The 20,614-nt window shown below is 66.8% G+C and carries 19 protein-coding genes; 15 read left to right on the forward strand and 4 right to left on the reverse strand.

Going from position 1 to position 20,614, the window contains the following annotated elements:
• Positions 1 to 18 precede the first annotated feature (18 nt).
• From ACFYO1_RS13945 to ACFYO1_RS13970, 6 genes are all read left to right on the forward strand, one after another.
• Positions 19 to 936, forward strand: a complete 918-nt coding sequence (locus ACFYO1_RS13945) for an SDR family oxidoreductase (protein WP_387230441.1) — start codon at positions 19 to 21, stop codon at positions 934 to 936.
• 1 nt (position 937) lies between these two features.
• Positions 938 to 2,725 carry a long-chain-acyl-CoA synthetase gene (locus tag ACFYO1_RS13950; RefSeq protein ID WP_387230443.1) on the forward strand — a complete coding sequence of 596 codons (1,788 nt, stop codon included), beginning with the start codon at positions 938 to 940 and terminating at the stop codon, positions 2,723 to 2,725.
• Entirely contained in the window at positions 2,722 to 3,501 is a 780-nt protein-coding gene (locus tag ACFYO1_RS13955) for an alpha/beta fold hydrolase (RefSeq protein WP_387230445.1), read from the forward strand. Before ACFYO1_RS13950 ends, ACFYO1_RS13955 begins: the two co-directional genes overlap by 4 nt.
• On the forward strand, positions 3,491 to 3,967 hold the full coding sequence (locus ACFYO1_RS13960) for a PaaI family thioesterase (protein ID WP_378715654.1): 477 nt from the start codon (positions 3,491 to 3,493) through the stop codon (positions 3,965 to 3,967). The genes ACFYO1_RS13955 and ACFYO1_RS13960 overlap by 11 nt, the downstream gene beginning before the upstream one ends.
• 61 nt (positions 3,968 to 4,028) lie before the next feature.
• On the forward strand, positions 4,029 to 5,444 hold the full coding sequence (locus ACFYO1_RS13965) for a cation:proton antiporter (protein WP_387230448.1): 1,416 nt from the start codon (positions 4,029 to 4,031) through the stop codon (positions 5,442 to 5,444).
• The gene (locus tag ACFYO1_RS13970; protein WP_387230450.1) at positions 5,441 to 6,217 is read left to right on the forward strand and encodes a LuxR C-terminal-related transcriptional regulator; all 777 of its coding nucleotides are present in this window, start codon (positions 5,441 to 5,443) and stop codon (positions 6,215 to 6,217) included. Before ACFYO1_RS13965 ends, ACFYO1_RS13970 begins: the two co-directional genes overlap by 4 nt.
• 67 nt (positions 6,218 to 6,284) lie before the next feature.
• Here the strand turns inward: ACFYO1_RS13970 and ACFYO1_RS13975 are convergent, their stop codons facing one another.
• Positions 6,285 to 7,247, reverse strand: a complete 963-nt coding sequence (locus ACFYO1_RS13975; RefSeq protein ID WP_387230452.1) for a hypothetical protein — start codon at positions 7,245 to 7,247, stop codon at positions 6,285 to 6,287.
• Between the two features lie 24 nt (positions 7,248 to 7,271).
• Positions 7,272 to 8,159, reverse strand: a complete 888-nt coding sequence (gene panC / locus ACFYO1_RS13980; protein ID WP_387230453.1) for a pantoate--beta-alanine ligase — start codon at positions 8,157 to 8,159, stop codon at positions 7,272 to 7,274.
• Between the two features lie 280 nt (positions 8,160 to 8,439).
• Between panC and ACFYO1_RS13985 the strand changes: the two genes are divergently transcribed.
• The 9 genes from ACFYO1_RS13985 to ACFYO1_RS14025 all read left to right on the forward strand — a co-directional run bounded on the left by ACFYO1_RS13985 (position 8,440) and on the right by ACFYO1_RS14025 (position 17,889).
• Complete coding sequence (locus ACFYO1_RS13985; RefSeq protein ID WP_387230455.1) at positions 8,440 to 8,871, forward strand: DUF4440 domain-containing protein; 432 nt, start codon at positions 8,440 to 8,442, stop codon at positions 8,869 to 8,871.
• Positions 8,868 to 10,460 (forward strand): NAD(P)/FAD-dependent oxidoreductase, encoded by a 1,593-nt coding sequence (locus ACFYO1_RS13990; protein ID WP_387230457.1) that lies wholly within the window; start codon positions 8,868 to 8,870, stop codon positions 10,458 to 10,460. Before ACFYO1_RS13985 ends, ACFYO1_RS13990 begins: the two co-directional genes overlap by 4 nt.
• On the forward strand, positions 10,461 to 11,747 hold the full coding sequence (locus tag ACFYO1_RS13995; protein WP_387230459.1) for a hypothetical protein: 1,287 nt from the start codon (positions 10,461 to 10,463) through the stop codon (positions 11,745 to 11,747).
• Between the two features lie 15 nt (positions 11,748 to 11,762).
• Positions 11,763 to 12,779 (forward strand): TauD/TfdA family dioxygenase, encoded by a 1,017-nt coding sequence (locus ACFYO1_RS14000; RefSeq protein ID WP_387230461.1) that lies wholly within the window; start codon positions 11,763 to 11,765, stop codon positions 12,777 to 12,779.
• 111 nt (positions 12,780 to 12,890) lie between these two features.
• Entirely contained in the window at positions 12,891 to 14,444 is a 1,554-nt protein-coding gene (locus ACFYO1_RS14005) for an ABC transporter substrate-binding protein (RefSeq protein WP_387230462.1), read from the forward strand.
• Positions 14,445 to 14,454: 10 nt separating this feature from the next.
• The gene (locus ACFYO1_RS14010; RefSeq protein ID WP_387230464.1) at positions 14,455 to 15,405 is read left to right on the forward strand and encodes an ABC transporter permease; all 951 of its coding nucleotides are present in this window, start codon (positions 14,455 to 14,457) and stop codon (positions 15,403 to 15,405) included.
• Positions 15,402 to 16,298, forward strand: a complete 897-nt coding sequence (locus tag ACFYO1_RS14015; RefSeq protein ID WP_387230466.1) for an ABC transporter permease — start codon at positions 15,402 to 15,404, stop codon at positions 16,296 to 16,298. The genes ACFYO1_RS14010 and ACFYO1_RS14015 overlap by 4 nt, the downstream gene beginning before the upstream one ends.
• Positions 16,295 to 17,119: an ABC transporter ATP-binding protein gene (locus ACFYO1_RS14020; RefSeq protein ID WP_387230468.1), complete on the forward strand. Its 825-nt coding sequence runs from the start codon at positions 16,295 to 16,297 to the stop codon at positions 17,117 to 17,119. The genes ACFYO1_RS14015 and ACFYO1_RS14020 overlap by 4 nt, the downstream gene beginning before the upstream one ends.
• On the forward strand, positions 17,116 to 17,889 hold the full coding sequence (locus ACFYO1_RS14025) for an ATP-binding cassette domain-containing protein (RefSeq protein WP_387230470.1): 774 nt from the start codon (positions 17,116 to 17,118) through the stop codon (positions 17,887 to 17,889). Before ACFYO1_RS14020 ends, ACFYO1_RS14025 begins: the two co-directional genes overlap by 4 nt.
• 214 nt (positions 17,890 to 18,103) lie before the next feature.
• On the opposite strand, the gene ACFYO1_RS14030 is transcribed toward ACFYO1_RS14025, so the two are convergent.
• Both ACFYO1_RS14030 and ACFYO1_RS14035 read right to left on the reverse strand, forming a co-directional pair.
• Entirely contained in the window at positions 18,104 to 19,417 is a 1,314-nt protein-coding gene (locus ACFYO1_RS14030; RefSeq protein ID WP_387230472.1) for a cytochrome P450, read from the reverse strand.
• A complete protein-coding gene (locus ACFYO1_RS14035; RefSeq protein WP_387230474.1) occupies positions 19,414 to 20,613 on the reverse strand; it encodes an MFS transporter in 1,200 nt (399 codons plus the stop codon). The genes ACFYO1_RS14030 and ACFYO1_RS14035 overlap by 4 nt, the downstream gene beginning before the upstream one ends.
• Position 20,614 lies beyond the last annotated feature (1 nt).

Below are 20,614 nucleotides of genomic sequence, written 5' to 3' on the forward strand. Positions count from 1 at the left end.
CCGACCAGGAGAAGGAATGTGACGCAGTTCGAGGACAGAGTAGCGATCGTTACCGGCGGTAGCCGCGGTATCGGTAAGGCGCTGTCCCTTGCGTTGGCGAGCAGGGGCACGGCGGTGGTCGTCGCGGCGAAGACGATGGAAAGCGGCGGCCGCCTGCCGGGCAGTGTGCCGGACACGGTCCGGGAGATCGAGGCGCTCGGCGGACGGGCACTGGGGCTGCGGTGTGACGTCCGGTCCGACCCGGACCTGAAGAACGTCGTCGATCGAACGATCGAGACGTTCGGCCGGGTCGATTTCCTGGTCAACAATGCCGGCGCGATGTGGATCCAGGCCGTCGAAGCTACCCCGCAGAAGCGGTACGACCTGGTGATGGACATCAACTCGCGCGCGCCGTTCCTGCTCGCGCACTACTGCCTGCCGCATATGCGGCAACGGGAGTGGGGCCACATCGTCAACCTGAGCCCGCCGCTGGACCCGGCCGTGACCGAGCACGTCGGCGGCAAGGTCGCCTACATGGCGTCCAAGCTGAACGCCACCATGCTCGCGCTCGGCCTGGCCCAGGAGCTGGCCGGGTCGGGCATCGCGTGCAACGCCATCTGGACGCGCACGCTCATCGGCACGCTGGCGACGCAGAACCTCGGCATCGGCAGCCCGCAGGACTGGCGCACCGAGGACATCGTAGTCGACGCCATTCTCGCTGTGCTGGAACAGGATCCGGCCAAGTTCACCGGCAATGCCCTGGTCGATGACGAGATCCTCGCGCACTACAAGGGCGTCGAGGATCTGTCGCGGTACCGGGTCGTCCCCGATCGGGAGCCGACTCCGATGACCTGGGAGCGCTGGGACCGTCTCGCCGACCAAGCGCGGGAAAAGTACTTCGCCGCAATGACGGCCGCGAAACCGTCGGGGCCGGCGAACCTTCCGGAGGGCGCGTAGCGTGTCGCTGACTCATCGAATCCAGTCGTACGGAACCCTCGCCCGGGGCCTGCTCGAAGGCTCCGGGTCCCACCGCACGCTGGCCGTCGAGCTCGAGCGCAGAAGCAGGCAGGCCGCTCACGCGGCGCGCCCGTTCCTGCTCTATGAGGACCAGCAATTCGACTACGCGCAGGCCAATCGCATAGTCAATCGGATCGCCCACGCCTACCGGGCCGCGGGCATCCGCAAGGGTGACACCCTCGCCCTGCTGATGGAGAACCGGCCCGAGTTCGTCTGGCACTACCTGGCCGCGGGCAAGCTCGGAGTCGTTGCGGCGCTGGTCAATACGCGGGCCAGAGGCGACGGGCTCGCGCATGCCATCTCGGTGTGCGGCGCCAACCACATGATCATCGGGTCGGAGTGCCTGCCCGCCTTCCTCGCGGTCCGGAATCGGCTGGCGCCCGGGCTGATCGAGCGCTGCCTGGTGGACGAGGACCGGAAGGTACCGGCCGGGGACGCGGCCGGTCTGCTGCGTTTCGTGCAGAGCGCGACGTCCACCGACCCGGTCGAGACCGGTACGCACGCGCTCAGCGATACCGGCGCCTACATCTTCACCAGCGGCACGACCGGACTGCCCAAGGCCGCGGTCATGAGCTACCAGCGGCTGACCACCGTCGGCCGGGTCACCGGCGCGCTGGCCTGGCGGCTCGAACCGGGCGATGTCGTGTACAACTGCCTGCCGCTGTTCCACACCAACGCCTTGGTGATCGCGTTGTCCAGCGTGCTCGCGCACGGCGCCGCGCTGGCCCTCGGGCGCCGGTTCTCCGCGGGGACGTTCTGGCACGACATCCACCGGTTCGAGGCGACCGGCTTCAACTACATCGGCGAGATGTGCCGGTACCTGGTCAATACGCCGGCCGACGATCGCGAGCGCGGACACCGGGTGCGGGTGATGGTCGGGCAGGGGTTGCAGGCCGACATCTGGACCGCGATGCAGAGCCGGTTCGAGATACCGCGCATCGTCGAGATGTACGCGTCCACCGAGGGCAATATCGCCACGATCAACCTGGCCGGGGAAGTCGGGTCGGTCGGCAAGCTGCGCCTCGGCGGCAAGCTGGCGAAGTGGGACTTCGAGCGCGACGACTTCGTGCGCGAGGCCGGACGGCTGGTTCCGTGCGGGCCCGGGGAAACCGGGGTGCTGCTCGGCCCGATCCGGAAGCGGACGCCGTTCGGCGGTTATCGCGACGAAAAGGCCACGCGCGCCAAGGTTGTCACCGACGCGTTCCGCGAGGGCGACGCGCTGTTCAACACCGGCGACGTGTTCCGCATCGACGCCAAGAAGAATCTGTTCTTCGTGGATCGCCTGGGTGACACGTTCCGGTACAAGGGCGAGAATGTGTCCACCACCGAGGTGCAGGAACAGCTGGTCCGGTGGCCGGGCATCGCGGCCGCCAGCGTGTACGGCGTCGAGATACCCGGCCGTGAAGGCCGCGCGGGGATGGCGGCCATCGTGCTCGCCGACGGTGCTCGATTCGACGGCGAGGCGCTGGCCGCGCACCTGGACGCGGCGCTGCCGCCCTACGCACGGCCGGTCTTCATCCGGATCCGGCCCACGCTGGAAACGACGGCGACGCTCAAACTGGCCAAGCTGGCGTTGCAGCGCGACGGTTTCGCGCCGCGCGACGGGGAGCCGGTCTATGTGCGGGACGCGGGCGAGCAGGTCTATCAGGAGCTCACACCGGAGCGCTACGAGGCTATAGCCCGGGACAAGGAGGCGGCCATGACGTCAGAAGGAACTAAGCGGTTATGACATTGGAACCACTGGTCATTCACCGGTCCGGCACCGGCCCGCCGATCGTGCTGGTGCACGGCGGCATGCCCGCGGCGATGACCTGGGCCGCGCAGCAGCAGCTCGCGGAGAACTGGACGCTGATCGTGCCGAATCGCCGCGGCTTCCCGCCGAGCCCGGCCGCGCCCTGGCAGGACTTCCTCGCCGACGCGGACGACGTAGCGGAGCTGATCAAGGAAATCCCTGGCGGCGCGCATCTCATCGGGTTCTCCTACGGCGGGCTCAGCGCGGTCCTCGCGGCCGAGCGGCTGCCCCACCTGGTCCGGTCGCTGACCGTGATCGAGGCCCCGTTCTGGGTCGCCGCGTCCGACGACGAATCGGTGCGCGCGCTGGCGACGCTGTCCGACCGGTTCGCCGAACACCCGGAGGACAAAGAGGCCGAGGCGGAGTTCTTCGCGGTGTCCGGGGTGGATCCGAGCATGCTCGCCAATGTCGGCGACGACGTAAGGCACGCACTGGAATTCGGCCGCAAGCTGCGTTCCCCGCGGGAGGCCACGCCGCGGTTCGAGACGATCACCGAGGCCGGCGTGCCGACGCTGATTTTTTCCGGCGATCACAACCCCGCGCTCGAGCAAGTGTGCGATGGTCTCGCCACGCTGCTCGACGCGGAGCGCGTGCATTTGCCGGGTGCCGGACATGCCGTCCAGCACGCGCCTGGTTTCAACACGATGTGGGAATCATTTCTGAGCGCCGCGGAACAGAGCCGCGGCAACGGAGGAGGCACAGATGAGCGATGAGGCAACGATCACCGGGAACGACGAGGTCCTGGACTACACGATCGAGCTCTTTCGCAGCTTTACCCCGCCCGGCGTGACCCTCCAGCTGCCGCCGCCCTCGGCGAAGGACATGGACATGCAGTTCGAGGAGTATGTGCCGAACAAGTCGCTGACCGCGACGGCCGCGGCGCCGCCGAGTTACGCGAACGCGGTCGGAATTGTGCAGGGCGGCTTCATCTCCGCGATGTTCGACAACCTGATCGGCCCGCTGAGCTACCTGACCGCGCGCGGCCCGACGACGACGCTGGAACTGACCACGCACTTCATGCGGGCGATCTTCCCCGGGCAACGGCTGCGGCTGACCGCGACCGTGCGCAAGCCGGGTCGCACAGCCATCTACATCGACGCCGAAGCACACACCGAGGACAACAAGCTGGTGGCGATCGCACGGTCCACCGTGCAGGTACTACCGATTCCCGCCCAGTAGCCGACGGTCCACCTTCGCTCCGGCGAAGGTGGACGGCTTCGACCTCAGCGAGGTTTTGCCGATGCCCTCTTTGCTCGAAATCACTGCACATTTCTTCTTGCAGGTCGCGTTCATCCTCGTGACCTGTCGCCTGCTCTGGCCGGTGTTCCGCCGCCTCGGACAGGTCCAGGTGGTGGCGATCATGGCCGCCGGGTTCGTCTTGGGGCCATCGGTATTGGGGGCGATCTGGCCGGCCGCGCAGGAGTGGCTGTTCCCCACCACCCTGAAGGTCGGCACCACGTCGATCATCCACCCGAACCTGACCGCCATCTATGTCGTCGGCCAGCTCGGTCTGGTGCTCTACATGTTCCTGGTCGGCGCCTCGTTCAAGCTGGATATTCTCCGGTCGCATCTGGGGAAGGCGGGCGCTACCTCGTTCGCCGGAATCGGTGTTCCGCTGTTGCTCGGCGGACTGGTCGGCTGGTGGATGATCACCCAGGGCGACTACTTCACCGACAAGGTCGGCAGTGTCCAAGGCGCGTTGTTCGTCGCGTCGGCGGTCGCCATCACAGCATTCCCGATGCTGGCCTGGATCATTCACGCCTCGGGTCTGTTGAACACCCGGCTCGGCACCATGTCGCTGTCGTGTGCGGCGTTCGACGACGCCTGCGCCTGGGTGCTGCTGGCCACCGTGGTCGCCACGACCAAGGACAGCATGTCCGGTGCGTTCCTCGCCATCTTCGGCGGGCTCGGCTACCTGCTCTTCATGACCTTCGTCGCGCGGCGCTTCCTGGCCAGGTTGAACACCTGGAAACCACGCGGCGGCGATACCGAACGCACCGGAGGAATGGCCGTCACGCCATTGATCATCGTGCTGATGGTGGTCCTGGTCGGCAGTTGGTTCACCGATTACGTGGGCATCTACTCGGTGTTCGGCGCCTTCGTGGCCGGCGCCGTGATGCCGCGGGGCGAGTTCCTCGACACCATCCGCGATCGTTTCGAACCGCTGGTCGCCTACCTGCTGCTGCCCGGATTCTTCATCTACTCCGGGCTCAACACCAAGCTCAGCCTGATCTTCGAGCCGAAGGTGCTCGCGGTCGCGGCGATCGTGATGGTGGTGTCGTTCGCGGGCAAGTTCGGCGCGATCGGACTCGCGGCCCGGTGGCAGGGAATGAGCTGGCGCGAGGCAGGCGCGATGGGATCGCTCGCGAACGCGCGCGGCCTGATGGAACTCATCCTGCTCAACATCGGCCTGACCGCGGGCTTGATCACCGGCCAGCTCTACACGATCCTCGCGCTGATGGCGATCGTCACCACCTTCGTCGCCACCCCGGTCATGCGGCTGTTCGAGCGCAGCGGCTGGAAGGAGGGGCTGGTCTTCGGACCGTCCGGTGAGGAGCACCGGACTCCCGGGGACGATCGGACTCCGGAAGAGCGTCGAACTCCTGGGAAGGTGCTGGAAGTCTCTGGCGTCGATGCGGCCGACGGTCCGCCATGACGCTCGGGTTGGGATCGATGCAGGAAGAGCAGCTCCGCAACGGCCGTGGCCGCCGGATCGAGCTGCGCGGTCCCGGTGTGGTCCAGCCCCGGACGCTGTTGGTCGCCTCCGATCTACCGTTCGCCAGAACGGATTTCGAGGATGCGGTGGCGGTCAGCGAGAGTTTCGCGCTGGCCGGTACCTGCGCGTGGCCCGATGTGGTGGACCGGGCCGTGCGCTGGCGACCGGATGTGGTGGTGCTCGACGCCTCGGCGGCGCGCCTGGACGGGTTGGCCGAGACGGTGGCCCGGCTGCGCGAATTGGCGCAGGCGCCGATGATCACGCTGCTGGTGGATCACGATGCGGCCAAGGCGGATATCGATCAGGTCGACGCGGTGGTGGCGCTCGACCGCGGGGTGTTCGCGGTGCTGGAGGTGCTGGAGGTGCTGATCTCGGGCGCGGTGCTGGCGATGGCGCCGCAACCGGATCGGGTGCACGCCGACGTCAGCGTGGATTATGAAGTGCGGCAGTGCCTTTCGCCACGTGTGCGGCCACGCGTGGCCAAGGATCACGAAGTGCGGCAGCGGCTTTCGACGCTGACCAAGCGGGAGCGGGAGATCCTGCGACTGGTGGTCGACGGGCTGTCCAATCGCGAGGTCGGTTCCCGGCTCTACATCAGCCCGGAGACGGTGAAGGAATACGTCAGTCGCATTCTGGCGAAGCTGAAGGTGACCAGCCGGATCGAGGCGGCCGTGGCCGCGGTCCGCGCGGAGTTCGACAATGGCGAGTGGTAGGCGCTTCCCCGTGCGGATCGGTCCGATGGCCGATCCGCACGTCGGGGATCGTCATACCCACCGCGGCTCAGGAATTCTCGTTCGCGATTCCGACGAAGAAGTCGTCCGTGGTGGTCGGGAAGCCCATTCGGCGCACGTCGGTCGGCAGTGGCTGGTAGTCGAACAGTTGCCGCTCGTTGTAGGCGAACAACTCCGTGCCCGTTCGTCCGGCGGAGTATATCGTGACGCTCTTCGTCCAGGCCGCCTCGCTCGGATCGGTTACCGGAAAATGCGCGACATTCTTGTACCGGTCCGCGTCGTCGGTGTTGCGGTAAGGCGGCCGGATGGCCGAATTGGTGTCGGCGGTCCAGTTCTCGTCACCGTAGCCGGCCGCGGCGGCGGTGAAAACCGACAGCCACGGGCCCCACGAGGTCAGTATCTCGTTCGGTGCCGGGCTGCTTTCCGCTCGGGTCTGCAATTGCTTGCCGAATTCTTCGTTCGTCGTGCGCACGTGCGGGCGGCCGGCGGGCAGGGGAGTCGCGGTGACGGAATCTTTGCCGTCGAATGCGACCACGAACGCGTCGTGCGCATCGGCGATCACGAGCTGGAACTCGGGCAGCTGTCGCGCGCCGTCCAGTGCCGGCAGCAGGCCCTTTTCGAGCAGTTCGACGGCATGCTGGGCGGAATCGGCGGTCGCACCGTCTATCGGCAACCCGCTCGGCGAAAGATATTCGCTGTCGGCGACCTTGTTGTCGTCCCAACCGGCCGAGAAGAGGCGGCAATAGACGCCGGTGCGGCGATTGAATGCGAGCCAGGTTCCGCCGTCGATGTCGAGTCCGCCCTCGACGTCGGCCAGTGCGGGGTTGTGCGCGGCTTGGATCGTGAATACGCGTTCGCGCAGATACGGGTTCACCCGCCAGTGCGGGCCGTAGGAAAAACGGTGTTCCAGTCCGAGTTTCCGGGCCGCCTCGAAACCGTGCGGTCGATAGATCGATTGGTCCCTGGCTTCGACGGCAACGAATCGCTCATTCTGTCGGTCGAGAAGAAACATACAAGTGCACATTGTATTTCCGTTTCACGTTCCCTGAGTGTCGTTCAGGGTCAAGGATATGTTGTCGATGAGCCTGGTGTGGCCGATGTGCGCCGCGACGAGGAGCCGGGCCGGACCGGAATCCGGCGCCGGCCCGAGTTCGGGGTCGCGCAATTCGAGATATTCGACGTCGATCCCGCTGGTGGCATCGAGGACCGCGCGGGCGGCGTCGAGCACCGCGGCGCCGCCGGCCGGACCCGACCGCGCACCCGCGCGCAGCGCCGTCGGCAGGGCGACCGCCGTTTCCCGCTCCGCCGGGGCGAGATACCGGTTGCGCGAGGACAGGGCCAGGCCGTCCGGCTCGCGCACGGTCGGGACGCCGGCGACGCGGATGCCGAAGTTCAGGTCCCGCACCATCTGCTGGATCAAAATCAGTTGCTGATAGTCCTTTTCGCCGAAGTAGGCGACGGTCGGCCGGACGATCTGCAACAGCTTGGCCACCACGGTCAGCATCCCGCCGAACAGCACCGGCCGGGTCGCGCCGCAGAGTTCGGCGCCGAGCGGGCCGGGCACCACGGTCGTGCGCGGGCCCTCCGGATACATGCCCGCGGGCGATGGTGCGAACACCGAACGTACGCCGGCCTCGCGGAGTAGGGCGAGGTCGGCTTCTAGTGTCCGCGGATATTTGTCCAAATCCTCGTCTGCCCCGAATTGTAATGGGTTGACAAATATCGAGACAATGACCTCGGATTTGCTTTCCCGGGCCTGCTCGACCAGTGCGAGATGACCGTCGTGCAAGGCGCCCATGGTGGGCACGAGGGCAACGTCTCGACCACTGTTCCGCAGTGCGAGCGATACACTGGACATTGCCGCGGGTTCATGATGAACGGCTAATGCGTCGTCCACATAATCGCGGTCGCTGAGTCGCTCCAACGATTCTCCCTTCCGATTGTTCGAAACGTGCTCAGGCACTTGAAACGGGGGTATGGATGAACCACTTCGACCGTACCCGAACAAGGCCGTCGGCGCATCGGTTCGGAACATCATGAATAGTTTGTTGATGAATCATCATTTGGCCTTTCAGACAAACTCGGGACTGTTGCCTGATGTGCGCTGGCCGTGATATCGTTCCTAACGGAAGAAACACTATCGGCGGCCCAGAGGAGGGCCCTGGCGGCCCGGCAGTCTCCTCGCGGGAATTAGACGGGTGCTCATGGTTACACAAGCGGAAACAAACGCCGGGAAACCGGTCGGCGATAATACGGCCGACCCGAGTCCGACCGAAATCGAATTCGAGCAGTGGCGCGCGTTGAGCGCTGGCACGGGTGCGGAATTCTATGATGGTGTGCTAGCCGATGACGCGGTGCTGGCCGTGCCGTCCCCGCACTCCTCGCTCTCGCGGCAGATCGCATTGAACGCGGTCGCGGGGGCGCCGCCGATCGAGACCTATCAGATACTCGAATTCCACGAACGCCCCTTGGGGCCGGACGGTTATATCGTCTTCTACGAGATGTACCAGAAGCGCGTAGGTCTGGACGGAATATATGCCGCCATTTCTACGGTGTATATTCGCCGGGATAATCGCTGGCAGATGCAATATCATCAGCAGACTCCGATAAATCGAGGATCGGGGGAGCAGCGATGAGTCGGAAATTCGACGTCCTGATCCTGGGCTCCGGCCTGTCCGGCAGCTCGTTGTCGCTGTGTCTGCAAGCGGCCGGTCTGCGCACCTGCCTGGTCGATCCGAAACCGCATCCGCGCTTCGCCATCGGTGAATCGACCATTCCGAACACCTCGAAGCTCTACAAACTGATGAGCATCAAATACCGGGTGCCGGAACTGGCCGTGCTGTCCTCGTTCGACAACCTCATCGGGTCGGTCGGCACCTGTGGCATGAAGAACAACTTCGGCTTCGTCTATCACGAGCCCGGCGGCATCGCCGACCGCGTACATCAGTTCCCGCTCTCGGAGATCGTGGAGACCGAGTCGCACCTCTACCGGGCCGACGTCGACCACTGGCTGGCGCTGCGGGCCGTCGACTACGGCGCCGTCCTGCTGGAGGGCATCGGCACCCGCAACCTCGACATCACCGAGCAGGGCGTGCGCTTCGAAGGCGATGAGGGAACCGAGATCTCGGCCGAATACGTCGTCGACGCGGGCGGGCGCAATTCACCGCTCGCCACCGCCCTCGGCCTGCGCACGACGGAAGGTCTTCGGACGCAATCGAAGTCGATCTTCACCCACATGACCGGCGTCATCCCGTTCGACGAGATCACCGCCGTGCACGGGCCGCGCGAATGGCACACGGGCACCCTGCATCACGTCTTCGACGGCGGCTGGATGTGGGTGATCCCGTTCGACAACAACGCGAAATCGACCAATCCGCTGTGCAGCGTCGGCATCACGTGGCGCATCGACGACGGTGACGAGCGGCCGATCGCGAACCCGCAGCAGGCCTTCGACGATTTCCTGGCGACCTACCCGGAGATCGGCAAACAGTTCGAACGAGCCGAGAACGAACGCGATTGGATCAGCGCGGGCAGGTTGCAATACTCCTCCACGCAGACCGTCGGCGATCGCTGGTGCCTCACCTCGAACGCGGCCGGTTTCATCGATCCGCTGTTCTCCCGCGGCATGCAGAACACGGCCGTCGTCGTGGATCGCCTGGCCGAGCGGCTGATCGAGCAGTTCGAGGGCGGGTTCACGCCCGAGACCTTCGACGACATCGAACACATGCAGTCCAGCCTGATCGAGGAGAACGACTTCATCGTCGGCAACGCCTTCCGCTCGTTCACCGACTATCGGCTCTGGAACGCGTGGTTCCGGGTGTGGCAGGTCAACCAGGTGACCGGCACCATGCGCACCGAGAGCCGGCTGCGCCAGGTCACCGAACTGGCGGCGGCGCGCGGCGCCGGAACCGATCCGCTGCCGAAGGCCGACGTGGCGCCGGGCGCGGGACTGGACGGGTTCATCGACGCGTTCTACCTGAAGTCCGATCGCATCATGGAGTCCTACTGGAACAAGGAAACCAGCCTGGAGACCGCCGTCTCGGAATTCGAGAAGCTGTTCGCCGACGTCGATTTCCTGCCGCCGTCGTTCGGCCTGACGGATATGTCGCAGCCCTACTTCGACATCGATATGGACAAAGTGGCCAGCGCGATCGCCTGGGCGCGCACGGCTCGGCCGGGCATCCGCGAGCTCTACCTCGGCGGACTTCCGGCCGCGGAGAGTTAGGTGGAGATGAACGGTGTAGCGGTGTCGTCGTACAGCGACCGGGTGGCGACGGCCGTCGCGGGATCGCTGAACGGCCTGCTCCGATTCGACCGCACCATGGTGACCGCACTGGACGGCCTGGAACGCGACGAATCCGAGCAGCCCATCGTGGTCATCCTGCGTGCCTATATGTATCTACTCGGTGGCGTCCGGCCGCCGGCCGACGTGATCGAGGCGCTGCGCGGTATCGATTCGGCCCGGGTGTCCGTGCTGGAATCCGCACACCTCGACGCGATCCGGCACCTGCTGCACGGCGCCTACGGCCAGGCGGGCGACACCCTGCTGGAGATCTCCCGGCAATTCCCGGCCGACGAACTCGCCCTGGCCGCCGGGCACCAGGTCGATTTCTTCACCGGCGCGACCGAGACGCTGCTGTCCCGCCTGGTCGGCAGCCCGCTGCTGACCGAGGGCGCCACCGAGAACTTCCCGTACCTGCTGGCGATGCTCGCCTTCGCCTACGGCGAAAACCACGAATTCGCCGAGGCGTACACCGCCGGTAGCCGAGCGCTGGCGCTCGCCCCGGACGACAACCCGTGGGCGGTGCACGCGTGTGCGCACGCACTGTTCGAGTCGCGGGACAACCACGCCGTCGCCGAGCTGCTGTCCTCGACCCGCAGCCGGTGGAACTCCGAGAGTTGCCTGCTGCGAACCCATCTCAGCTGGCACCACGCGCTGAACTCGATGGCCGAATCCGATCACGACGCGCTGGCCGGGCTCACCGCCGAGGTCACCCGCGTGCTCGACACCGAGTGCTCGGCCATGCAATTCTGTGACGCCGTCTCGCTGCTGTGGCGCCTGCGGCTGGCCGGCATCGCGGGTCCGGACGACTTCGCCGCCGTCGCCGACAAGGCCCTGGAAATCCGTAGCGCCTCGAACTCGGCGTTCGTCGATCTGCATGTCCTGCTGGCCGTGATCGGCGCCGATCTGCACGATCTGGCCACCCGGCTGGCGCAGGAGATCGGCGCGGACGCGACCGATACCGCGGAGCATCTGATCGGCACCCGGCGCACGGCCGTCGGCGTGGCCGAAAGTTTCTCGTACTACTGCCGATCGAACCCGGAAGCGGCGACGCGGCAACTGATCTCGGTCCTGCCCGCCGTGGTCGGCGTCGGCGGCAGCATGGTTCAGCGCGATCTCGCGCTGGAACTGCTGATCACCTGCGATCACGGCCGCGGATCGGAGCTGCTGATCCCCGCCGAGGTCGGTCTCGACAGACGTCCACTGGTGACGTATCTACGCTCGCGATAGGAATGATCGAACGACATGGTTAACGCATCGTCTCCCATCTGCACCGAAATCCTCACCGGTCCGGCCGCCTGGCGGAGCAGCGACTACACCGACCAGGACCAGTGGACGACGCCGCTGACCCCGAACGATGTGAGCGAGTTGTTCGCGGCGTTACGGCACAGCAGGCAGACCGGCAAGGAACTCGGCACCATCACCCGCGAGGACTTTCCGCTCGATCGCCTCGCCACCAAACTGGCGGCCGTGTCCCGCGAACTCGTCGATGGTCGCGGATTCGTGGTGCTGCGCGGATTTCCGATCGCGTCCGAACTCGCGCGCTCCGATATCGAACTCATGTACTGGGGACTGTGCGCCCACCTCGGGCCCGCGGTGACCCAGAACGGTCTCGGCGAAATCATGGTGCCGGTCAAGAACTATGGCAACGGCGGACTGCTGAACGCCTCCACCCGCGGTTACCAGACCAGCGAGGCGCTGCCGTTCCACACCGACAGTTCCGACATCGTCGGACTGCTGTGCCTGCGTTCCTCGGGGAAGGGCGGCGACAGCAGCATCACCAGTTCGGTGACCATCCACAACGAATTGCTCCGCCACCACCGGGAACTGCTCGGCCTGTACTACGCCGGCTTCTATTACGACCGGCGGGACGAGCAGGCCGACGGCGAGCGGCCGTACTACCGCAATTCCGTGTATGCCTGGCACGAGGGCAGGCTCACCTGCCGGTATTACGTCCGCCATTTCATCGAATCGGCCGCCGAGCGTTTCGATCTGGACCTGTCCACGGTGGAACGGCTGGCGCTCAAAACCTTCGAGTCGATCGCCGACCGGCCGGAGCACAAGGTCACCATGCAGATTCGGCCCGGTGATATACAATTCCTCAACAATAATGTCGTCGTGCACGCCCGCACCGCCTTTGTCGACACCGATCAGGTCGCCCGGGAGTTGTTGCGGGTCTGGCTCAACCCCTTCGGTGCGCCCGCCGCGCCGCCCGGACACGCGACATTCCGGGAAGGTATGCCGCAGAAGCAGATTCGCTGAACCGAAAGCACCGGACGGCGGCGCCCGCTCGCTTGTTCATCCTCGCCCCGAGATCAGGAGTACCGAATTGCAGTCTCGTCATATGTCTCGTCGCGCCCAGCGGGGTGCGATGTGAGGCGCGGTCGTTCGATTGCTGTTGTCGCGCTGACCCTTACGGTCGGCCTATGGAGCGTCGCGTGCGGGACCGGCGGTGAGGTCGGGACGGAGGCGAGCAATACCACCCAGTCGGCGACGCCGCCGGACGACCAGCTGAACCTGAACGGCACGGCGAACGTCCGCTTCGCGCTGGAGCCGGTCAGCCTGAACACCTTCACCACGGCGGGCGTCGCGCTCGATCAGGCCTTGCTGGACAACGTCTACCAGGGCATGGTCACGGTCGACGGCAACGCCAAGGACAAGATCGTGCCCGCGCTGGCCACCTCCTGGGACCAGTCGCCGGACGGCCTGACCTACACCTTCCACCTGGTGCAGAACGCGAAGTTCCACGACGGCGCGCCGCTGACCTCGGCGGACGTCGTGTGGTCGTTGCAGCAGGTGACCGCGCCGGGCTCGAAGTCGTTGCGCGCGCAGGACTTCACGTCGGTGGCCGAGGTCTCGGCGTCAGACCCGGCGACCGTGACGATCCGGTTGAAGCAGCGCGACACCAACCTGCTGTGGAATCTGACCCAGCGCGGCGGCATCGTCTACAAGACCGGCACCGACTTCGCCGCCCTGGACGGCGCGGACAACGGGTCCGGGCCGTTCCGGGTCACCCAGTGGAACCGCGGCTCCACCCTCACCCTGTCCCGGGTGGACGGCTACTGGGGGCCCGCGCCGAAGGTGGCGAAGGTGGTGTTCCACTACATCATCGACGGCAACACCGCGAACAACGCGGAGCTGACCGGGCAGACCGACATCCAGACCGCGACCGATCCGACGCTGCTGTCGGCGTTCACCGGCAACGATAAATTCGGCATCCTGCGCGGTAACAGCACTGACGAATACACCCTCGCGTTCAACGAGGCCAATCCGATCTTCGCGAATCCCGATGTGCGCCATGCCATCCGGCAGGCGCTGGACAAGAAGGCGATCATCAAGGCGGTCGGCGCGGGCATCCAGATCGGTGGCCCGGTGCCGCCGCAGGACCCCTGGTACGAGGACCTCACCTCGATCGACCAGTACAACCCGGACAACGCGAAGAAGCTGCTCGCGGCGGCCGGCTACGGCAACGGCCTGACCCTGACGCTGGAGTTCCCGAACCATTACGTCACCGCGCTCAGCGACGTCCTGGTCTCCAACCTGAAGGACGTCGGCATCACGCTCAACGTCCGCTCGGTGGAATTCCAGACCTGGCTGTCGAAGGTGTACAAGAATCACGATTACGAACTCAGTGTGGTCAATCACGCCGAAGCGCACGACGTGAACAACTACGCCCGCGCCGACTACTACTTCGGTTACAACAACCCGCAGGTACAGCAGTGGTACAAGGAGGCGCTGACCGCGGAGACCGAGGACGCCCGCAACGCGCTGCTGAAGAAGATGACCCGGCAGATCTCTCAGGACGCGCCCTGCGATTGGTTGTTCCTGGTCGAACTGAATACGGTGGTGCGCAAGGGTATCTACGGAGTCCCGCAGCACGAGACCAACAACCGGTTCCCGGCGACCAAGCTTGCGGTGGCCAAGTGACGGAGGTGTTTTGCTCTGGTATGTGATCCAGCGAGCCGGGCTGTTCCTGGTGTCGCTTGCGGTGGCGAGCGTGCTCATCTTCGGGATGCTGCGCTTGCTGCCCGGCGATGTCGCGGCCACGGTGGCCGGCTTGCAGGCGACACCGGAGCAGATCGCGGCCATCCGGGCCGACCTCGGCCTGGATCGGTCGCTGCCGGCGCAATACCTGTCCTGGATCGGCGGGGTGTTCAACGGTGACTTCGGCCATTCGCAGCTGAACGGGACCTCGGTCGGCGCCGAGCTGGAGCAGAAGCTGGCCGTCACCGGTCCGCTGATCCTCGGATCACTGCTGATCGCCCTGGGTCTGGCGATCCCGCTCGGCACCTGGGCCGCCGTGCGGCATCGCAGCCGGACCGGCGAAGCGGCCAACGCGCTGTCTCAGCTCGGCATCGCGGTGCCGGGTCTGTGGCTGGCCATGCTGCTGATCCTGGTGTTCGCGGTGGAGCTGAAATTCCTCCCGGCGCAGGGCTTTCCGGCTGATCGCTGGGCGGACCCGGGCGACGCGATCCGCAGCCTGATCCTGCCGTGCGTGACGCTGGGCATCTCCGAGGGCGCGGTGCTGTTCCGTTTCGTGCGCTCGGCGATCCTCGGCGTGCTGTATTCGGAGTATCTGCGCACCGCGCGCGCCAAAGGACTGACCCGGACACAGGCGTTGGTGCGGCACGGTTTTCGCAATGCCGCGCCCTCGGTGGTGTCGATCCTCGGACTGCAATTCGCGGTGCTGATCGTCGGGGCGGTGGTGATCGAGCGGGTGTTCACCCTGCCGGGCGTCGGCAGCATGCTGCTGTCCGATGTGGCGAACCGGGACCTGGTGAAGGTCCAGGGTGAGGTGCTGCTGATCGTCAGCGCGGTGCTGGCCATCGGCTTCGCCGTCGACATCGTGCACCGGCTCATCGACCCGCGGCTGGAGGCCACGCTGTGATTCACGCCGTCAACCGACCCAAATGGCTGCGCAGGCGGCGCGCGGTGCAGGTCGCGCTCGGCGCGTTGATCCGGCGGCCGAGCGGGATCTTCGGCCTCGCCGTGGTCGGCACGCTGGTGGTCGCCAGCCTGATCGCGCTGTGCTGGACGCCGTACGACCCGCAGGCCACCAATCCCGGTAAGGCGTGGTTGCTGCCGTTCAGCGACGGGCACCTGCTCGGCACCGACCGGGTCGGGCACGACGTGTTCAGCCAGTTGCTGGCCGGCGCCTGGCAGACCCTCGCGGTGGCGTTGGTGGTCGCGGCGATCGCGGGCACGCTCGGTCTGATCCTGGCGCTGAGCGCGCAGCTGACGCCGCACGCGGTCGGCTCGGTGGTGGTGCAGCTGATCGACATCATGATCGCGTTTCCGGCGCTGCTGTTGGCGATGGTGCTCGCGGCGGTCTACGGCGGATCGATGCTGACCGTGGCGGTCGCCATCGGCATCAGCTCCGGCGTCGCCGTGGCGCGCGTCGCGCGCGGTGAGGTAGCACGGGTACTGACCAGCGATTTCGTCCTCGCCGCGCGGGCCGCGGGCGCGTCCACCGCGCGGATCGTGCGCAAACACCTGCTGCCCGCGATCGCGCCGACGCTGATCGTGCAGCTGTCCTGGGTGATGGCCCTGGCCGTGCTCGCCGAGGCGGCGCTGACCTACCTCGGCTACGGTAGTTCGCCGTCCGCGCCGTCCTGGGGCGGCATCCTGCGCGCGCAACAGGACTACATCAAGGTGCGCCCGCTGCTCGTGGTGTGGCCCGGCCTGGCGGTGGCGCTCACCGTGCTCGGCTTCAATCTGCTGGGTGACGCACTGCGCAGCGTCACCGATCCGCGGCTGCGCAAGGGGGTGCCGACGCGATGACGCTGCTGCGCGTGACCGACCTGACGGTCGAGATCGACGGCCGGGTCCTGCTGGACAAGGTCGAATTCGGCGTCGAGGCCGGCGCCCGGCTCGGGCTGATCGGCGTTTCCGGATCCGGGAAATCGCTGCTCGCCCTGGCGATCATGGGCCTGCTGCCGGAGGAGGCTCGGGTGCGCGGCAGCATCCTGCTCGACGGCGTCGAGCTGATCGGGCGCAGCGATCGCGCGCTGTCGAAGATCCGCGGCAGCCGGATGGCCATGGTGTTCCAGGAACCGCTGTCGGCGTTGAATCCGCTGATGCGGGTGGGCAGGCAGATCGCGGAACCGCTTCGGCTGCACCAGGGTATGGGCCGGCGGCAGGCGCTCACAGCGGCGACCGAGCTGGCTGCCCGGGTCGGGCTGCCGGATCCGGCGAACATCGTGCGCGCCTTTCCGCATCAGCTCTCGGGCGGGCAGCGTCAGCGGGTCGGCATCGCGATGGCCCTGGCCGCGAAGCCCGCGCTGCTGATCGCCGACGAGCCGACGACCGCCCTGGATGTCACGGTGCAGGCCGAAATCCTCGCGCTGCTCGAGGATTTGGTGGACGAGGAAGGATCGGCGCTGCTGTTCGTCACGCACGATCTCGCGGTGCTGGCGCAGGTGACGCGGCGCGTGCTGGTGCTGGGGAAGGGGCGGGTGCTCGAGGACGGCGACCTGACCGAGATCCTGCACGGGTCGGACGATCCGTATCTGCGCACCCTGCTGGAGTTGGCGCGGGCCACGTCGTTTCGGCGGACGAGCACGCTCGGCGTGGACAGCGGTTCACCGGAGGTGGTGTCGTGATCCTGCTCGAGGCAACGGGTTTGAGCCGATCGTTCCGGCTGCCCAGGACCAGCCTGCGGCATTCTCCGCCGATCCGGCATGCCGTGCGCGAGGTCAGCCTGTCGCTCGCCGAGGGCAGCCACCTGGGCATCGTCGGCGAATCCGGTTCCGGGAAGTCGACGTTGCTGCGGTTGCTGCTCGCCCTCGATCGGCCCGATGCGGGGCAGGTCCGATATCAGGGCAGGCCGGTGGCCGGTCGCGATCTGGCCTGGTTCCGCCGGGAAGTGCAGGTGGTGCTGCAAGATCCGCTGAGTTCGCTGGATCCGCGGATGATCGTCGGTGATTCGATCGCCGAACCCCTGGAGTGCCTGCGGATTCCGGGCAGTCACGACTATCGGGTGGCCGAGCTGCTGGTCGCGGTCGGACTGGAACCCGATGCGGCCCTGCGCTATCCGCACGAGTTCTCCGGAGGCCAGCGGCAGCGCATCGCGATCGCCCGCGCGCTGGCGCCGAATCCGAAGGTCCTCGTCGGTGACGAACCGTTCTCCGCCCTCGACGCCTCCACCCGCGCCCAGATCATCGAACTGCTGCGCGATCTGGTGAAACAGTTCGGCCTGTCGTTGATCCTGGTCTCCCACGATGTCGGCGTCGTCCAGCAGCTCTGTGATCAACTGCTGGTGATGAAGGACGGGGAGATCGTCGAGCGCGGCGCCACCGAAACGGTGCTAGACCATCCGGGCCACCCATACACCCAGGCCCTACTTAACGCGGTCCCTGTCCTACCGTTCTGACGGCAGCCACGCGCACGTTCGCCAGTCGCGCACGACTTGGCCCGCCGAAATATGCGTGGGGGGTAATGAGATGCGCGGGGCCACATTACGCTTTCCCGCGCACGAGTTGGCCTGCTACGCGGGGAATCGCTGGGCGCGTGTGGGTTTGCCTGCTGCGCATCGAGTTGTCCGCTGGTTTGAGCGCGGGGGAGAATTGGTGCGCGGCGTTGAAGGGTTAGTTGCTCAATGCGGTGATCACGATGCGGGCGCCGCGGGCGGGGACGTTGGTGATGTTGCGGACTCGGCCGCGTTCGGGGGCGCCGGGCAGTGTGAGCTGGTAGCGGGTCAGCACCTCGCGCAGCACCACGGCGCCCTCCATCAGCGAGAACCCGGCTCCGATGCAGCGGCGAACGCCGCCGCCGAACGGCAGCCAGGTGTTCGGCGCGACCGAGCCGTCGAGGAAGCGGTCCGGTTGAAAGCGTTCCGGCGCAGGGTGATTCGCCGGATTCTGGTGCGCGAGCACGATCGAGGTCGACACTCTGGTGTCGCGGGGCAGCGGTACACCGCCGATCGTCATGTCCCTGGTCAGCTGGCGCTGCACCCGGCCGATCACCATGCGGTGGCGCAGGGCCTCTTTCACCACCGCCTCCAAATACTTGTCGTCCCCGTCCCTGGCCGCCTGCCTGGCCCGATCCTGCACCTGCGGCGCGGCGGCCAGCTCGTGCAGCGCCCAGGACAGCGCCGACGCCGTGGTCTCGTGCCCGGCGAGCAGCAGCGTGACCAGCTGGTCGCGCAGCTCCGCGTCGCTGAGCGGTTCGGTGGCGGGGTCGTTGCCGGAGCCGACCGCGAGCAGCCGGGACAGCACGTCGGCGCGCTGATCGACCTCCGGATGGGCCCGGCGGCCGGCGATTTCGGCGTAGAGCAGCTCATCGATGCCGGCCAGGGTGGCGCTGAACCGCTGCCACGGCCCGAAACGTTGCAGCCACGGCCATTTCCAGCCGAGCAGCACCACCGGGCTGATATTCGTGACCCGGCGCAGCTGCGGGGTCAGCGCGTCCCGGCGCTGCTCGTCGGCGACGCCGAAGACCACCTGGGTGATCACGTCGAGCGTGAGGTCCTCCATGCGGCCGAGGATGTGCTCGGTCGTCCCGGCGTGCCACCGCTCCACCTGCGTCTTGGCGATGTCCTCGACCAGGGCGCGATACCCGTTGAGCGCCGCGTTGTTGAACGCGGGCATCAGCAGCCTGCGCGCGCGGGCGTGTTCGCCGCCGTCGGTGAGCAGCACCGAATGCTCGCCCATGATCATCGCGAGTTCCCGGTACGCCTCGCCCGCGTGCAGATCCGCCGGGTCGGAGGCGAAGATCTCCTTGATGTGCTCGGGCCGGGAGAACACCACGATCCGGGCCGGATACGGCGGCAACAGCCGCACGGTGAACACATCCCCGAAGCGCCGCGCCTGCGCGCCGAGGAACTGGGCATGCCGCTTGGTGTGCAAAACGGTCTGCAGCAGTCGCGGTAGCCGAGGGGCCGGTGGGAATGCGCCGGTCATGGGGTGGTCCTTTCCGCCGAGTCGTGCTGGAGCCGTTCCGTCGCCGGCCCGCGCCGCCCGAGGACCTCGATGACGAGGAGGGCGACCGCACTGAGTGCCGCGGCGGCGATCGGAAGGGCGAAGGGACTGAACAACGCCAGGGTGATGCCGCCGGCGATGCTGCCGAGGGTGACGCCCAGATAGGTGGAGGACGAGTTGAGCGCGAGCACCTGGGTCGCCGAATCCGGTGCGGCATCGAGCAGCATCGTCTGCATGGCGGGGGTGTTCCAGTAGAGCGAGAACGACCACACCAGCGTCAGCGCCACCAGCACCAGCATCGGGATGGGGGCGAAGGTGGTCAGGACGGCGAAGACGATCATGGTGCTGAGGAACAGGCCGAAGCCGATGCGCAGTGCGGTCGACGCGCCCTTCTTGTCCACGTAGATGCCGCCCGCCACCGAACCGATCAGGCCGGCGATACCCGCCACCGCGAACAGCAGACCGCGTTGGCGCAGTGACGAATTCGAGAAGTCGGCGGCGAACGGGCCGAAGTAGGTGAACATCATCAGCGCGCCGCCGAGCAGGATCGTGTTGCCCAGCAGCACCGTCAGCACCGGCCTGCTGGACAACGCCGTGAGATGCGTTCGGGCCGAGACCAACTCGCCAGGCACCCGCAGCTGCCCACGTACGCAGAACAACAGCGCCATGGACAGCACGCTCAATCCGGCGAAGGCGACGAAGTTGCCGCGCCAGCTGAAGATGCTGGCGCAGAGCGTGCCGAACGGGACGCCGACCGCGAGCGCGCCGACGATGCCGGTGGACACGATCCCGATGTAGGCGCTGCGCTTCTCCGGCGGAGCCAGCGTGGGCGCCAGGGCGAACATCGCGGGCAGGCACGCGGCGGCCGCCCCGGCGGCGATCACCCGCAGGATCATCAGCTGCCAGAACGAATCGACCACGGCGGCGAGCAGATTGGCGACGGTGAAGACGACCGAGGCGCCGACGAAGACGCCGAGCCGGCTGCGCCGGGCCGAGGCGAACGCGATCAGCGGCGCGCCGAGCACCAGCACCAGCGAGTAGGCCGAAACCAGCTGTCCCGCCGTGGATTCGGAGATGCCCAGGTCGGCGGCGAGTTCGGGGAGCACGCCCGCGATCATGTAATCGTCGGTGTAGAAGACGAATACGGCGAAGGTGATCGCTATCAACCAGAACGGCATC

Origin of the sequence: Nocardia sp. NPDC006044, from assembly GCF_042871115.1 — a bacterium.
GTDB lineage: Bacteria > Actinomycetota > Actinomycetes > Mycobacteriales > Mycobacteriaceae > Nocardia.

Coding starts and splice junctions, on each gene's coding strand:
- ACFYO1_RS13985 (WP_387230455.1), top strand. CDS start 8,440: ATGGTTACACAAGCGGAAACAAACGCCGGGAAACCGGTCGGCGATAAT.
- ACFYO1_RS14030 (WP_387230472.1), bottom strand. CDS start 19,417: ATGACCGGCGCATTCCCACCGGCCCCTCGGCTACCGCGACTGCTGCAG.
- ACFYO1_RS13965 (WP_387230448.1), top strand. CDS start 4,029: ATGCCCTCTTTGCTCGAAATCACTGCACATTTCTTCTTGCAGGTCGCG.
- ACFYO1_RS14000 (WP_387230461.1), top strand. CDS start 11,763: ATGGTTAACGCATCGTCTCCCATCTGCACCGAAATCCTCACCGGTCCG.
- ACFYO1_RS13990 (WP_387230457.1), top strand. CDS start 8,868: ATGAGTCGGAAATTCGACGTCCTGATCCTGGGCTCCGGCCTGTCCGGC.
- ACFYO1_RS13970 (WP_387230450.1), top strand. CDS start 5,441: ATGACGCTCGGGTTGGGATCGATGCAGGAAGAGCAGCTCCGCAACGGC.
- ACFYO1_RS14035 (WP_387230474.1), bottom strand. CDS start 20,613: ATGCCGTTCTGGTTGATAGCGATCACCTTCGCCGTATTCGTCTTCTAC.
- ACFYO1_RS13960 (WP_378715654.1), top strand. CDS start 3,491: ATGAGCGATGAGGCAACGATCACCGGGAACGACGAGGTCCTGGACTAC.
- ACFYO1_RS13955 (WP_387230445.1), top strand. CDS start 2,722: ATGACATTGGAACCACTGGTCATTCACCGGTCCGGCACCGGCCCGCCG.
- ACFYO1_RS14020 (WP_387230468.1), top strand. CDS start 16,295: ATGACGCTGCTGCGCGTGACCGACCTGACGGTCGAGATCGACGGCCGG.
- ACFYO1_RS13975 (WP_387230452.1), bottom strand. CDS start 7,247: ATGTTTCTTCTCGACCGACAGAATGAGCGATTCGTTGCCGTCGAAGCC.